The following is a 13,086-nucleotide window of genomic DNA, read 5'->3' as shown; positions in this document are numbered from 1 at the left end:
CCCGCTGGACTGCGCAGCGGTCCCCAAAAGGGCCGCTTCGCGCCCCAGCGGGAGCAAGCTCCCTCGCCACAAAAGGTGTGTGTCCTCTGGAAACTGAACGCTTCACCCCCGCCCTCGGCCTCGGTAATCCGCACCTGCAAACCTTGTGGGGGCCGCTGTGGCGCAAAACCGTCCACCTTGATCGCGAGCGTGAACGCCTGTGGCTGGATGACGGCGACTTCCTCGACCTCGACTGGCATGGTCCGCACAGCGCCGAGGCCCCGTTGGTGCTGGTGCTGCATGGGCTGACCGGTTCTTCAAATTCACCTTACGTCGCCGGGATCCAGGCCGCGCTCGCCGCCCAAGGCTGGGCCAGTGTCGCGCTGAACTGGCGCGGCTGTTCCGGCGAGCCCAACCTGCTGCCGCGCAGTTACCATTCCGGTGCCAGCGAAGACCTCGCCGAAGCCATCAGACACCTGCGCGCCAAGCGCCCGCTGGCGCCGCTGTATGCGGTTGGTTATTCGTTGGGTGGCAATGTGTTGCTCAAGCATCTGGGCGAGACCGGCAGCGACAGCGGCGTGCTCGGTGCGGTGGCCGTGTCGGTGCCGTTTCGGCTTGATCAGTGTGCCGACCGCATTGGCCAGGGTTTCTCCAAGGTCTATCAAGCGCACTTCATGCGCGAGATGGTCGCCTACATCAAGAACAAGCAGCGCCAGTTCCAGCATGACGGGCGTGAGGATGGCCTGGCAGCCCTGGCGGCGCTCGGTTCGCTGGAGAACATGCGCACCTTCTGGGACTTCGACGGCCGGGTCACCGCGCCGCTGCACGGTTTCACCGATGCCGAGGATTACTATCGACGGGCGTCGAGTCGTTACTTTCTCGGTGAAATCCGCACCCCAACCCTGATCATTCAGGCGGCTGACGACCCGTTCGTGTTTCCGCACAGTTTGCCGACTGCCGAGGAGCTGTCCACCAGCACCCAGTTCGAATTGCAAGCCAAGGGCGGGCACGTCGGCTTTGTCGATGGCACGTTGCGCCAGCCCGGCTATTACCTGGAACGGCGCATTCCGCAATGGCTGGCCCGTGTGACGTCGTGAGCGATCAGGGCGAGTCGATCCGCTTCTGGCAAACCGCGCCGCTGGCCGGGGTCGAGTTGCTGTCGGCTCGCTACATCGAGCATCGCTTCGCCCCGCACGTCCACGACGGTTATGTGATCGGCATGATCATGGCCGGCGCCCAGCGTTATCGCTATCGCGGCGCCGAACACCTGGCCGGCAGCGGCACGCTGGTGCTGATCAATCCGGACGAATTGCACACCGGGCACAAGGGCACTGAGGATGGCTGGCTGTACCGGGCGTTTTATCCCGATACCGGACAGATCGTGTCCTTGCTCGAAGAACTGGAACTGCCCTGCGCGCCGATGCCGGCGTTTGGCGCGACGCTGTACCGCGACCCGGATCTGGTCAACGGCTTCTGTCAGTTGCACCGTTTGCTGGAAAGCCCCGCCACCGCACTGCAACAGCAGACGGTGTGGCGCGAAATGATGATGCTGTTGTTGCAGCGACATGCGGCGGTGCAGATCAACGGCAGCCCGGGCAAGGAACATCGCGCGGTGGTGATGGCCAAGGAGCTGCTGCACGCGCAACTGGCGGCGCCGCCATCGCTGGAAGAACTGGCGGCCGCTGTGAATCTGTCGCCCTTCCACTTCGCCCGTGTCTTCCGCCGCGCCACCGGCATGCCGCCGCACACCTGGCTGATGCAGCAGCGCATCGCCACGGCCCGGGGTTTATTGCAGAGTGGTTGCCTGCCGGTGGAAGTCGCCATGCAGTTGGGTTTTGCCGACCAGAGTCATCTGAGCCGGCAGTTCAAGCAGGTGTATGGCGTGGGGCCGGCGGCGTATCGCAGTGCCCGCGTGGAGCGCTAAAAGATCGCAGCCTGCGGCAGCTCCTACAGGGAAATGCATTCCAATGTAGGAGCTGCCGAAGGCTGCGATCTTTTGATTTTAATCGCCTGTGGCAATGCCCCGAGCAGGCTCGTTGATCCATTCACTCCACGACCCGGCATACAACGAACCCAGCGGATACCCCGCCAGGCACAACGCAAACAGGTTGTGACACGCCGTCACCCCGGAACCGCAATAAGCGACCAGGTCCGTCGGCGAACGCTCGCCGAGTTTCGCCGCAAAACGCTGCTTGAGCTGCTCCGCTGGCAGGAACCGCCCGTCGCTGCCGAGGTTCTCGGTAAACGCCGCGCATTGCGCCCCGGGAATGTGCCCGGCAATCGGGTCGATCGGTTCCACCTCACCCTTGAAGCGCGGCAAGGCCCGGGCATCGAGCAATGTCAGCGACGGCTGCGTAAGGCGCTTGTGCAATTGCTCGGCGCTCAGCAGCAGTTTCATGTCTGGCTGACCACTGAAGTTGCCCCGGCTGACCGACGGCGCATCCAGGCTCAGCGGCAACCCCGCCGCGTGCCAAGCCTTGAGGCCGCCGTCGAGAATGAACACGCCATCGCGCTTGCCCAGCCACGCCAGCAACCACCAGGCCCGGGCCGCATAGGCACCGGGGCCGTCGTCGTACAAAACCACGTCGCTGTCGGCATTGATGCCCCAGGCCTGCAGACGCTCGATCAACGCCGCCGGCTCGGGCAACGGGTGACGTCCGGTCACGCCTTTGACCACTTTGCCACTGAGGTCGCGTTCAAGGTCGGCGAAGCGGGCGCCGGCGATGTGCCCTTCGGCATAGCTGCGCTGCCCGTAGTCCGGGTCTTCGAGGGCAAAACGACAATCGAGAATCACCAGCCCCGGCTGCTCCTTGCGGGCATCCAGTGCGGTCGGGCTGAGCAGTTGCGCAATCGGCATGACGGACTCCTGTGAGCGACTTCGAAATGGGTTACCGCCCTTCCTCGAGGGCCTGGGCCAGCGGTACGTAGAACTCGTCGAACAAGGCATTCACCTCTTCGCGGGCCTGATCGGTGACGAATCCGGCTTCCAGCACCAACACCTGATACACGCCGCGCTTGATGGCCTGCTCGCTGAGGTGGTTGGAGTTTTCCCGGGTGGTGCACAGAAAGCGCACCCACGAGGTGAGGATGATCCAGGCATTGATCGTCAGGGATTCGATCTGCACCCGGTCCATCTTGAGAATGCCCGCGGCGACAAAGCCCTCGTAGATCGCCATGCCCTGGATCACGCAGCGCTGGGAAAAACGCCGGTAGCGCGCGGCCAGATCCGGGTCACTGTCGAGCAGGTGTTCCAGATCCCGATGCAGAAAGCGGTAGCCCCACATCGCCGACAGCAGCTCCTTGAGGTAATAGCGCTTGTCTTCGACGGTAGCGGCACGCCCCTGCGGCGGGCGCAGAAAGCTGTCGACCAAACTTTCGTACTCACTGAACAGCACGGCGATGATCGCCTGCTTGTTGGGGAAGTGGTAGTACAGATTGCCCGGAGAAATCTCCATGTGCGCGGCAATGTGATTGGTGCTGATGCTGCGCTCGCCCTGCTGATTGAACAGTTCGAGGCTGTTCTGCACGATGCGCTCGCTGGTTTTTATTCGTGGGGCCATGGCTTGAGCTTTAATTCAGAGTGCGGTGAGGGGCATCTTACGACCTAACCGGAATTGGATAAAACAAAGCTGTGTCGGGAAGTCATTTGACTTTCTAGAGCATAGACTCTAAAAAGTCCTCACTACAATAAATCCGGAGCCGACGATGACTGCCGACATTGCTTATCTGCAAACGCTGCAACAGCCCCTAGAAGAGCTGGATCGGCTGTTCGCGGCACAGCGCGCCGCCTACACAGCCAACCCGATGCCACCGGCGGCCCAGCGTCAGCAATGGCTCAAAGCGTTGCGCGAGATGCTCAGCAATGAGCGCCAGGCCTTGATCGACGCCATCAGCGCAGATTTCAGTCATCGCAGCGCCGATGAAACCCTGCTTGCCGAGCTGATGCCCAGCCTGCACGGTATCCATTACGCCAGCCGCCACCTCAAGGGCTGGATGAAGTCGTCGCGACGCAAAGTCGGCATAGCCTTTCAGCCGGCGTCAGCGAAAGTCGTGTACCAGCCGCTCGGCGTGGTCGGCATCATCGTCCCGTGGAACTACCCGCTGTATCTGGCCATCGGTCCACTGGTCGGCGCACTCGCGGCGGGCAACCGGGTGATGCTCAAACTCAGCGAATCGACCCCGGCCACCGGCCAACTGCTCAAAACCCTGCTGGGACGAATTTTCCCCGAAGACCTGGTCTGCGTGGTGCTCGGCGAGGCCGACATCGGCGTGGCGTTCTCCCGTCTGCGCTTTGATCACTTGCTGTTCACCGGCGCCACCAGCATCGGCAAGCATGTGATGCGCGCGGCGGCGGAAAACCTGACCCCGGTAACACTCGAACTGGGCGGCAAGTCCCCGGCCATTGTCTCCGGCGACGTACCGCTCAAGGACGCCGCCGAACGCATCGCCTTCGGTAAAACCCTCAACGCCGGCCAGACCTGCGTCGCGCCCGATTATGTGCTGGTGCCGCAAGACCGTGTCGGCGCGTTCGTCGAAGCCTATCGCCAGGTGGTCAACAATTTCTATCCGACCCTCGCCGACAACCCGGACTACACCGCGATCATCAACGAGCGCCAACTGGCCCGGCTCAACAGTTATGTCAGCGACGCCACCAGCAAGGGCGCGCTGCTGATTCCGCTGTTCGAACAAGGCCAGGGCCGGCGCATGCCGCACAGCCTGCTGCTGAACGTCACCGACGAGATGACCGTGATGCAGGACGAAATCTTCGGCCCGCTGCTGCCGATCGTGCCGTATCAGGATCTCGATCAGGCGTTTGCCTACATCAATCAGCGCCCGCGTCCTCTGGCGCTTTACTACTTCGGCTACGACAAACGCGAACAGAACCGCGTGCTGCACGAAACCCACTCCGGCGGCGTGTGCCTGAACGACACCTTGTTGCACGTGGCGCAGGACGACATGCCATTCGGCGGCATCGGCCCGTCGGGCATGGGCCACTATCACGGCCACGAAGGCTTCCTGACTTTCAGCAAGGCCAAGGGCGTACTGATCAAACAGCGCTTCAACGCCGCGAAGTTGATCTATCCGCCGTACGGCAAATCGATCCAGAAACTGATCCAGAAGCTGTTCATCCGCTAATCGTCGTCACCGCCGGGTAATAACAACAATGCACCCAAGCCTGACCGAAACACCTGCCCTGTCGCGCCGTGGCCTGCTGAAATTCAGCCTCGGTGCCACTGCGTTCCTCGCCACCGCCGGCCTTGGCGCCAGCCTCAGTGGTTGCTCATCGAGTGTCGCGGCCAATGGCTTCGTCACTTTGCGCGACGGCGACCTGCTGTTTCTGCGCGCCTTGATTCCGATCATGCTCGAAGGCGCCGTGGACACCGAGAAAATGCCCGGTGCGGTGGATGGCACTCTGAAGTCGCTGGACTTCAGCCTCGATCACCTGTCGCCGGAGATGCTCAAACTCACCCGACAACTGTTCGACGTGCTCGGCATGGCCGTCACCCGCGGGCCGCTCACCGGGATCTGGGGCAGTTGGGAAAACGCCAGCCCCGAGGCGATGCGTCACTTCCTTGAACGATGGCAGAACAGTTCATTGAGCCTGCTGCGCATGGGCCATAGCTCATTGCAGCAAATGGTGATGATGGCCTGGTACACCCGCGCCGAGTCCTGGGGCCATTGCGGCTACCCCGGCCCGCCCACGGTCTGAAATCGAGTCGCGCCCTTCGCGAGCAGGCTCGCTCCCACATTTGCAATGCGATTCCCCTGTGGGAGCGGGCTTGCTCGCGAAGAGGCCCGCCAGAACAACAAAAACAAGAGAACCTGATCCATGCCCGTACCCGACCCGTTCCGCGAAGGCCTTGCCCGTGGCTGGAAAACCTACAACGGCGCACAACTGACCGACGACCTGACGCTGCAAACCGACGTGGCCATCATCGGCAGCGGTGCCGGAGGCGGCACCACGGCGGAAATCCTCAGCGCCGCCGGTTACAAAGTGCTGCTGATCGAAGAAGGCCCGCTCAAGACCAGTTCCGACTTCAAAATGCTTGAAGACCAGGCCTACAGCAGCCTCTATCAGGAAGGCATCGGCCGCATGAGCAAGGACGGCGCGATCACCATTCTGCAGGGTCGTGCGGTGGGCGGCACCACGCTGATCAACTGGACGTCGAGCTTCCGCACGCCCGAGCCGACCCTCGAACACTGGGCCAGGGAACACAACGTCAAAGGCCACAGCCCGGCCGAGATGGCGCCGTGGTTCGAGAAAATGGAACAGCGCCTCGGCGTCGCGCCATGGAGGGTCCCGCCCAATGCCAACAACGACGTGATCCGCAAGGGCTGCGAGCAACTCGGCTACAGCTGGCACGTGATCCCGCGCAACGTGCGTGGCTGCTGGAACCTTGGCTATTGCGGCATGGGCTGCCCGACCAATGCCAAGCAGTCGATGATGGTCACCACCATTCCGGCGACCCTGGAAAAGGGCGGCGAGCTGCTGTACCTGGCCCGCGCGGAAAAACTGTTGATCAGCGGCGACAAAATCACCGGCCTGCAATGCGTGGCGATGGACGAGCGCTGCGTCGCGCCGACCGGACGCAAAATCACGGTCAAAGCCCGGCATTACGTGCTGGCGGGCGGCGGCATCAACAGCCCGGCCCTGCTCTTGCGTTCAGACGCGCCGGACCCGCATCAGCGCCTCGGCAAACGCACCTTTTTGCATCTGGTTAACATGTCTGCGGGGCGCTTCGACGAGGTGATCAATCCGTTCTACGGCGCGCCGCAGTCGATCTACTCGGATCATTTCCAGTGGAAAGACGGCACCAGCGGGCCGATGGGCTACAAACTCGAAGTGCCACCGCTGCAACCGGCACTGGCGGCAACGCTGCTCGGCGGTTTCGGTACGCAGAACGCCGAACACATGGCTGATCTGCCGCGCACGCACGCGATGCTGGCGCTGCTGCGCGACGGTTTCCACCCGGACAGCCCCGGCGGCAGTGTCGAACTGCGCGGTGATGGCTCGCCAGTGCTCGACTATCAAGTCTCGTCTTACGCCTGGGAGGGCTTGCGTCGCGCGTTTCACAGCATGGCCGAGATCCAGTTCGCCGGCGGCGCGAAAGCGGTAATGCCGATGCACGCCGATGCGCGCTACGTGAACACCCTGGCCGAGGCGCGCAAATTGATCGACGGTCTGAGCCTTGAGCTCTATCGCACGCGGCTGGGCAGTGCCCACGTGATGGGCGGTTGCGCAATGGGTGAAGACCCGAAAAACGCAGTCACCGACAGCCTTGGCCGGCATCATCAACTGAGCAATCTTTCGGTTCACGACGGCTCGCTGTTCCCCACCAGCATTGGCGCCAACCCGCAATTGTCGGTGTATGGACTGACCGCACAACTGGCGACATCCCTCGCCGATCGGCTGAGAAATCCGTGAAAAAAACGGTTTATCGCGTCGTCTATAGTGCTTTCTTACCCAACAGGCGACTTGGCCGACCGGGACGGCTGCGATACCATCCGACTCCCCAACGGACTCCCGCCAGGACGACGCGATGAACCGAGTGTTGTACCCAGGTACCTTCGACCCTATTACCAAAGGGCATGGCGATCTGGTCGAACGCGCCTCGCGCCTGTTCGATCACGTGATCATTGCGGTCGCCGCCAGCCCGAAGAAAAATCCGCTGTTCCCGCTGGAACAACGGGTTGAGCTGGCTCGCGAGGTCACCAAACACCTGCCCAACGTCGAAGTGGTCGGCTTCTCGACGCTGCTGGCGCATTTCGCCAAAGAGCAGAACGCCAATGTGTTCCTGCGCGGTCTGCGTGCGGTGTCGGACTTCGAATACGAATTCCAGCTGGCCAACATGAACCGCCAGTTGGCCCCGGACGTCGAGAGCCTGTTTCTCACCCCGTCCGAGCGTTATTCGTTCATTTCCTCGACGCTGGTGCGGGAAATCGCCGCGCTGGGCGGCGATATCAGCAAGTTCGTGCACCCGGCCGTGGCCGATGCCCTGACCCTACGCTTCAAAAAGTAGGAGCTGCCGAAGGCTGCGATCTTTTGCTTTTAAAGATTGCAGTCTCGTGCACTTGATCGCAGCCGCGTGCACTGTTCTCGCCAATGCGGCACAATTGCGCGCATTGATTTATTGCGCCCGGGCCTGCCGCCCCGGCTGGAGTTAGCATGTCCCTGATCATCACCGACGATTGCATCAACTGCGACGTCTGCGAACCCGAGTGCCCGAACGCCGCCATTTCTCAAGGCGAAGAGATCTATGTGATCGACCCGAACCTGTGCACCCAGTGCGTCGGCCATTACGACGAACCGCAGTGCCAGCAGGTCTGCCCGGTGGATTGCATTCCACTGGACGAGGCGCATCCGGAGACTGAAGAACAGTTGATGGAAAAGTACCGCAAGATCACCGGCAAGGCCTGAGTCCTTCAGCGCCTGTTCCGACGCCATCGCGGGCAAGCCCGCTCCCACAGGGTTGTGTGGTGATACACAAATCGTGTGAACACCGAAATCCTTGTGGGAGCGGGCTTGCCCGCGATGAGGCCATCAATGACACCGCTGATCTCGGATCAGCTCACTCACGCTGCTCAAACCCCTCCCCCGTACACCCCAGACACCGCACAAAAGCAGCTTTCGCCGGATCCACCACCAGCGCCTGTCCCGCATCGCCTACCCCGCCACCCAGCGCGGTAAACGGCAATGACACCACAAACACCCCCGCACCCAGCACCGTTGCCACCACCAATAAAGGTCGGGCAATCAGCAAATCGCCGATCATGGCGTAGGCGGGAGGGTTCTGAATGGCGTAGCGCGGATCACCGCTGCCGTTTTCCGTGGCCTGAACGGCCAGGCTGGAACACAGCAGCAGTGTGACAAACAGGGCTTGCAAGGACTTCATGGCACGATCCTTCGGGCTGAACAGTGAGACCACTCACTATAGACCGTAGGACTTTTTCAGCTTTTTGCCTCAGGTCTGACAGCGCGGACAGAACACACTGGCCCGTTGCCCCAGCTTCACTTCCCGCAGACCGGTGCCGCAGACCTTGCAGTGCTCACCGCCACGACCATAAACGAAGAGCTCCTGCTGGAAGTACCCCGGTTGCCCGTCGCCGCCAATGAAATCACGCAACGTGGTGCCGCCGCGCTCGATGGCCGCAGCGAGGATGCGTTTGATCTCGATCGCCAGCTTCAGGTAACGCGCCCGGGAAATGCTTTTGGCTTCGCGGCGCGGATCGATCCCGGCGGCGAACAGCGCTTCGGTCGCGTAAATGTTGCCGACGCCGACCACCACCGCGTTGTCCATGATGAACGGCTTGACCGCCATCGAACGCCCGCGTGACAACTGGAACAGGCGCTCGCCGTCGAACAGATCGGTCAATGGCTCCGGCCCGAGGCGAATCAGCAGTTCGTGATTGAGCGGATCGGTACTCCACAGCATCGCACCGAAGCGGCGCGGATCGGTGTAGCGCAGGGCCAGCCCGGATTCCAGCTCGATATCGACATGCTCATGCTTGGCCGCCGGCATCCCGGCCTCAACCAGCCGCAAGTTACCGGACATGCCCAAGTGGCTGATCAGCGTGCCGACTTCGGCGTTGATCAGCAAATACTTGGCCCGCCGCTCGACCAGCACGATGCGCTGTCCGGACAGGCGCACATCGAGGTCTTCGGGGATCGGCCAGCGCAGCCGGCGATCCCGCACGATCACCCGGCTGACGCGCTGGCCTTCCAGGTGCGGAGCAATGCCCCGGCGGGTGGTTTCGACTTCCGGCAGTTCAGGCATGGCGTCCTCGAATCAATGCGCGCCGAGGTCGCGGATGGTCTGTTTGAGGGTTTCGAAATCGTAGTCCGACAGGCCCACGTAATCGAGAATCAGCGCACCGATGCTGTTCCACTCGTGGTCCTCGGTCTGATTGCCCAGCACCCGATACGACGCACAGATGTGTTCGGCCATCTTCAGGATCGCCAGCAGATTCTTCATCTGGCTGTTGCGCGAGGATTCGTCGCTGAAGATCGCCAGCGCATTGTGGTGATTGGCGATCGCCGTGCTGACATGTTCCGGCAGGCGCCACGACTTGGCGGTGTAATAGCCCACCACCGCGTGGTTGGTGTTGAACTCGCTGTTCTCGGTGTCCACCACCCGGCATTCGGCGCTGGCGTTGGCGTAAGCCTTTTCCAGTACCGACATGTAGTTGGGGAAGCGCTGCAGCATCAACGGCACGCCGCAATCGTGGAACAGGCCCAAGGCGTAGGCTTCATCGCCGGCCTGGGTGCCGATGCGCTTGGCCAGGGTCAGGCACGTCATCGCCACGTCCTGGGCGGTATCCCAGAAACGGTTGAGGGTGACGATGGTGTCGTCGTTCATCTCGCCCTTGATCGACTGCGCGTTGATCAGGTTGATGATCGAACGGCTGCCCAACAGGTTCACCGCACGCTGGATCGAGGTGATCTTGTTGCTCAGGCCGTAATACGGCGAATTGACGATTTTCAGCAGCGAACCGGACAGGCCGGGATCCTGAGAGATCAGCTTGGCGATCACCTCCAGGTCCGGGTCGGGCATGTACTGCTCCATTTGCAGATCCACCATGATCTGCGGCTGCGCCGGCACACTGATGCCTTGCAGGGATTGTTGAATCTGTTCGGTGGTCAGCTCTTGGGACATAAGTACACACTCTGGGACAGGCGGCGATTCTAACCTCTAAAAACCGCACGACGACACACCAGTGGGCAATTGTCAGGAACTTTCATTCGCGCTCAGGCTTCGGACTCTGTAAGGCCGACCGGACAATCAAGCACCGGCTCGGCGGTAATTTCCCGCAGACTCAGGAGCTTATCGATGACTACCTCCCTCACCGGCAAACGCGTTGCCATTTTGGTAACAGACGGTTTCGAACAGGTCGAGTTGACCGGCCCCAAGCAGGCACTCGAGCAGGCCGGCGCCCAGGTCGACATCCTTTCCGCCGAGGCCGGCAAGGTCAAAGGCTGGCACCACGACAAACCGGCGGATGAGTTCAAGGTCGACCAGACCTTTCAAGGTGCCAGCAGCGAGCAGTACGACGCGATCGTCCTGCCGGGCGGCGTACAGAACTCCGACACCATCCGCATCGACCAGGACGCCCAGCATCTGGTGAAAACCGGGGCCTCCGCCGGCAAACCGATTGCGGTGATCTGCCATGGCGGCTGGTTGCTGATTTCCGCCGGGTTGGTCAACGGCAAAACCATGACCAGTTTCAAGACACTCAAGGATGACCTGGTGAATGCCGGGGCCAACTGGGTCGACAAGGAAGTGGTCAAGGACGGTCATCTGATCAGCAGCCGGCAGCCGGATGATATTCCGGCGTTCAACAAGGAGCTGATCGACGCGCTGTCAGCCTGATCCGTGGGCTACTGAATTCATGTGGTGAGGGGATTTATGTGGCGAGGGGATTTATCCCCGATGGACAGCGCAGCTGTCCCAAATCGATTCACGCGGTCAGTCAGACAACTGCGTTCGGGGTTTGCGGCTGCTATGCAGCCGATCGGGGATAAATCCCCTCGCCACAGTAAACTCCTTCATCACTGATTGCCCTTGCCACATGTCCACTCACCAGCCAATCAGGCCGAGCAACACGCTATACTCCCGCTCTTTTTTCCGGAGCGACGTCATGTCCCTGCCTAGCCTGCGCCTTAAAGCCAACGCCGACCGTCGCCTGCGCAACGGCCACTTGTGGGTCTACAGCAACGAAATCGATGTGGCCGCCACGCCACTGCACGGCTTCAAGGCCGGCGATCAGGCGATCCTCGAAGCCGCTGGCGGCAAGCCGCTGGGCATCGTCGCCATGAGCCCGAACAACCTGATCTGCGCGCGTCTGCTGTCGCGCGACATCAAGTTGCCGCTGGACAAGTCGCTGCTGGTGCACCGCCTGAACGTGGCCCTGTCACTGCGCGAGCGTCTGTTCGACAAGCCGTTCTACCGCCTGGTCTACGGCGACTCCGATCTGCTGCCAGGTCTGGTAGTCGACCGTTTCGGCGACATCCTCGTCGTGCAGATCGCCTCGGCGACCATGGAAGCGCATAAAGATGCTGTGATCGCTGCACTGACCCAAGTGCTCAAGCCGAGCGGCATCCTGTTCAAAAACGATTCCGCCGCCCGTGATGCCGAAGGCCTCAACCGCTACGTCGAAACCGTGTTCGGCCTGGTGCCGGAGTGGGTAGCCCTGGAAGAGAACGGTGTGAAATTCGAAGCGCCGGTCATTGGCGGCCAGAAAACCGGCTGGTTCTACGACCACCGCATGAACCGCGCCCGCCTCGCCCCTTACGCCAAAGGCAAACGCGTCCTCGACCTCTATAGCTACATCGGTGGCTGGGGCGTGCAGGCTGCTGCGTTCGGCGCCAGTGAAGTGTTCTGCGTCGATGCATCGGGCTTTGCCCTCGACGGCGTCGAGCGTAACGCCGCGCTGAACGGCTTCGCCGACAAGATGACCTGCATCGAAGGCGATGTCTTTGAAGCGCTGAAGGAACTCAAGGCCAGCGAAGAACGTTTCGACGTGATCGTTGCCGATCCGCCTGCGTTCATCAAGCGCAAGAAAGACATGAAGAACGGCGAAGGCGCCTACCGTCGCCTGAACGAGCAAGCCATGCGCCTGCTGACCAAGGACGGCATTCTGGTCAGCGCTTCATGCTCCATGCACCTGCCGGAAGACGACCTGCAGAACATCCTGCTGACCAGCGCCCGTCACCTGGACCGCAACATCCAGTTGCTCGAACGCGGCGGTCAAGGCCCGGACCATCCGGTACACCCGGCAATCGCCGAGACTCGCTACATCAAGAGCATCACCTGCCGTCTGCTGCCGAACAGCTGATAGGCTCATGAAACGGGGAGCCTGCGGGCTTCCCGTTGCTTTACGGCGATGCAATATCGTCGAATTCCTTTCCTTTTCCTACAACTAACTTCCTACATGTACGCAGGACATTTCCCTGCGCGTTGAATTTCAAGAACTAATACTTACAAACTTGACCTTGCAGCACATCCACTCCGACAAAATTAATAGAAATTTCCTACCCAAGTATCGCTTGCCAATAATTCATTACAACCTATTATTAAGTTGTCACCACGACGGTGACATTCACTCTCA

14 protein-coding genes are annotated in these 13,086 nt (G+C 61.3%); 9 read left to right on the top strand and 5 right to left on the bottom strand.

The window, feature by feature from the left end:
• Positions 1-77 precede the first annotated feature (77 nt).
• Positions 78-1,076, top strand: a complete 999-nt coding sequence (locus tag AB1J88_RS22505; RefSeq protein WP_430292013.1) for a hydrolase — start codon at positions 78-80, stop codon at positions 1,074-1,076.
• On the top strand, positions 1,052-1,903 hold the full coding sequence (locus AB1J88_RS22500; RefSeq protein WP_174377000.1) for an AraC family transcriptional regulator: 852 nt from the start codon (positions 1,052-1,054) through the stop codon (positions 1,901-1,903). The genes AB1J88_RS22505 and AB1J88_RS22500 overlap by 25 nt, the downstream gene beginning before the upstream one ends.
• Positions 1,904-1,981: 78 nt before the next feature.
• Here the strand turns inward: AB1J88_RS22500 and AB1J88_RS22495 are convergent, their stop codons facing one another.
• Positions 1,982-2,836 carry a sulfurtransferase gene (locus AB1J88_RS22495; RefSeq protein WP_430292012.1) on the bottom strand — a complete coding sequence of 285 codons (855 nt, stop codon included), beginning with the start codon at positions 2,834-2,836 and terminating at the stop codon, positions 1,982-1,984.
• A gap of 31 nt (positions 2,837-2,867) precedes the next feature.
• Entirely contained in the window at positions 2,868-3,539 is a 672-nt protein-coding gene (locus AB1J88_RS22490) for a TetR/AcrR family transcriptional regulator (RefSeq protein ID WP_007964152.1), read from the bottom strand.
• A 145-nt stretch (positions 3,540-3,684) separates the two neighbouring features.
• Between AB1J88_RS22490 and AB1J88_RS22485 the strand changes: the two genes are divergently transcribed.
• The 5 genes from AB1J88_RS22485 (at position 3,685) to AB1J88_RS22465 (ending at position 8,398) form a co-directional block, all read left to right on the top strand.
• Positions 3,685-5,115 carry a coniferyl aldehyde dehydrogenase gene (locus tag AB1J88_RS22485; protein ID WP_430292011.1) on the top strand — a complete coding sequence of 477 codons (1,431 nt, stop codon included), beginning with the start codon at positions 3,685-3,687 and terminating at the stop codon, positions 5,113-5,115.
• A 28-nt stretch (positions 5,116-5,143) separates the two neighbouring features.
• A complete protein-coding gene (locus AB1J88_RS22480) occupies positions 5,144-5,689 on the top strand; it encodes a twin-arginine translocation pathway signal protein (RefSeq protein ID WP_430292010.1) in 546 nt (181 codons plus the stop codon).
• A 120-nt stretch (positions 5,690-5,809) separates the two neighbouring features.
• Positions 5,810-7,405 carry a GMC family oxidoreductase N-terminal domain-containing protein gene (locus tag AB1J88_RS22475; RefSeq protein WP_430292009.1) on the top strand — a complete coding sequence of 532 codons (1,596 nt, stop codon included), beginning with the start codon at positions 5,810-5,812 and terminating at the stop codon, positions 7,403-7,405.
• 115 nt (positions 7,406-7,520) lie between these two features.
• Entirely contained in the window at positions 7,521-8,000 is a 480-nt protein-coding gene (coaD, locus tag AB1J88_RS22470; RefSeq protein ID WP_003229157.1) for a pantetheine-phosphate adenylyltransferase, read from the top strand.
• Between the two features lie 146 nt (positions 8,001-8,146).
• The gene (locus tag AB1J88_RS22465) at positions 8,147-8,398 is read left to right on the top strand and encodes a YfhL family 4Fe-4S dicluster ferredoxin (RefSeq protein ID WP_003195146.1); all 252 of its coding nucleotides are present in this window, start codon (positions 8,147-8,149) and stop codon (positions 8,396-8,398) included.
• A gap of 151 nt (positions 8,399-8,549) precedes the next feature.
• On the opposite strand, the gene AB1J88_RS22460 is transcribed toward AB1J88_RS22465, so the two are convergent.
• The 3 genes from AB1J88_RS22460 to AB1J88_RS22450 all read right to left on the bottom strand — a co-directional run bounded on the left by AB1J88_RS22460 (position 8,550) and on the right by AB1J88_RS22450 (position 10,580).
• Entirely contained in the window at positions 8,550-8,873 is a 324-nt protein-coding gene (locus AB1J88_RS22460) for a hypothetical protein (RefSeq protein ID WP_041063610.1), read from the bottom strand.
• Between the two features lie 69 nt (positions 8,874-8,942).
• Positions 8,943-9,755 (bottom strand): bifunctional DNA-formamidopyrimidine glycosylase/DNA-(apurinic or apyrimidinic site) lyase, encoded by an 813-nt coding sequence (gene mutM, locus AB1J88_RS22455; protein ID WP_430292008.1) that lies wholly within the window; start codon positions 9,753-9,755, stop codon positions 8,943-8,945.
• Positions 9,756-9,767: 12 nt separating this feature from the next.
• Positions 9,768-10,580 (bottom strand): HDOD domain-containing protein, encoded by an 813-nt coding sequence (locus AB1J88_RS22450; RefSeq protein WP_174377003.1) that lies wholly within the window; start codon positions 10,578-10,580, stop codon positions 9,768-9,770.
• A gap of 228 nt (positions 10,581-10,808) precedes the next feature.
• Here AB1J88_RS22450 and AB1J88_RS22445 point away from each other — a divergent pair, with 228 nt between their 5' ends.
• Positions 10,809-11,348 carry a type 1 glutamine amidotransferase domain-containing protein gene (locus tag AB1J88_RS22445; protein ID WP_086792286.1) on the top strand — a complete coding sequence of 180 codons (540 nt, stop codon included), beginning with the start codon at positions 10,809-10,811 and terminating at the stop codon, positions 11,346-11,348.
• 268 nt (positions 11,349-11,616) lie between these two features.
• A complete protein-coding gene (locus AB1J88_RS22440; protein ID WP_041063621.1) occupies positions 11,617-12,813 on the top strand; it encodes a class I SAM-dependent rRNA methyltransferase in 1,197 nt (398 codons plus the stop codon).
• The last annotated feature ends 273 nt before the right edge of the window (positions 12,814-13,086 follow it).

It is taken from the genome of Pseudomonas sp. S8 (assembly GCF_050473925.1).
Taxonomy (GTDB): domain Bacteria; phylum Pseudomonadota; class Gammaproteobacteria; order Pseudomonadales; family Pseudomonadaceae; genus Aquipseudomonas; species Aquipseudomonas parakoreensis.
This window is presented reverse-complemented; position numbering and strand designations above follow the sequence as displayed.

What these genes read in the sequence shown, in the direction of transcription:
- AB1J88_RS22475 (WP_430292009.1), top strand. Translation starts at nt 5,810, where the DNA reads ATGCCCGTACCCGACCCGTTCCGCGAAGGCCTTGCCCGTGGCTGGAAA.
- mutM (WP_430292008.1), bottom strand. Translation starts at nt 9,755, where the DNA reads ATGCCTGAACTGCCGGAAGTCGAAACCACCCGCCGGGGCATTGCTCCG.
- AB1J88_RS22465 (WP_003195146.1), top strand. Translation starts at nt 8,147, where the DNA reads ATGTCCCTGATCATCACCGACGATTGCATCAACTGCGACGTCTGCGAA.
- coaD (WP_003229157.1), top strand. Translation starts at nt 7,521, where the DNA reads ATGAACCGAGTGTTGTACCCAGGTACCTTCGACCCTATTACCAAAGGG.
- AB1J88_RS22440 (WP_041063621.1), top strand. Translation starts at nt 11,617, where the DNA reads ATGTCCCTGCCTAGCCTGCGCCTTAAAGCCAACGCCGACCGTCGCCTG.
- AB1J88_RS22460 (WP_041063610.1), bottom strand. Translation starts at nt 8,873, where the DNA reads ATGAAGTCCTTGCAAGCCCTGTTTGTCACACTGCTGCTGTGTTCCAGC.
- AB1J88_RS22485 (WP_430292011.1), top strand. Translation starts at nt 3,685, where the DNA reads ATGACTGCCGACATTGCTTATCTGCAAACGCTGCAACAGCCCCTAGAA.
- AB1J88_RS22495 (WP_430292012.1), bottom strand. Translation starts at nt 2,836, where the DNA reads ATGCCGATTGCGCAACTGCTCAGCCCGACCGCACTGGATGCCCGCAAG.
- AB1J88_RS22490 (WP_007964152.1), bottom strand. Translation starts at nt 3,539, where the DNA reads ATGGCCCCACGAATAAAAACCAGCGAGCGCATCGTGCAGAACAGCCTC.
- AB1J88_RS22500 (WP_174377000.1), top strand. Translation starts at nt 1,052, where the DNA reads ATGGCTGGCCCGTGTGACGTCGTGAGCGATCAGGGCGAGTCGATCCGC.
- AB1J88_RS22445 (WP_086792286.1), top strand. Translation starts at nt 10,809, where the DNA reads ATGACTACCTCCCTCACCGGCAAACGCGTTGCCATTTTGGTAACAGAC.
- AB1J88_RS22480 (WP_430292010.1), top strand. Translation starts at nt 5,144, where the DNA reads ATGCACCCAAGCCTGACCGAAACACCTGCCCTGTCGCGCCGTGGCCTG.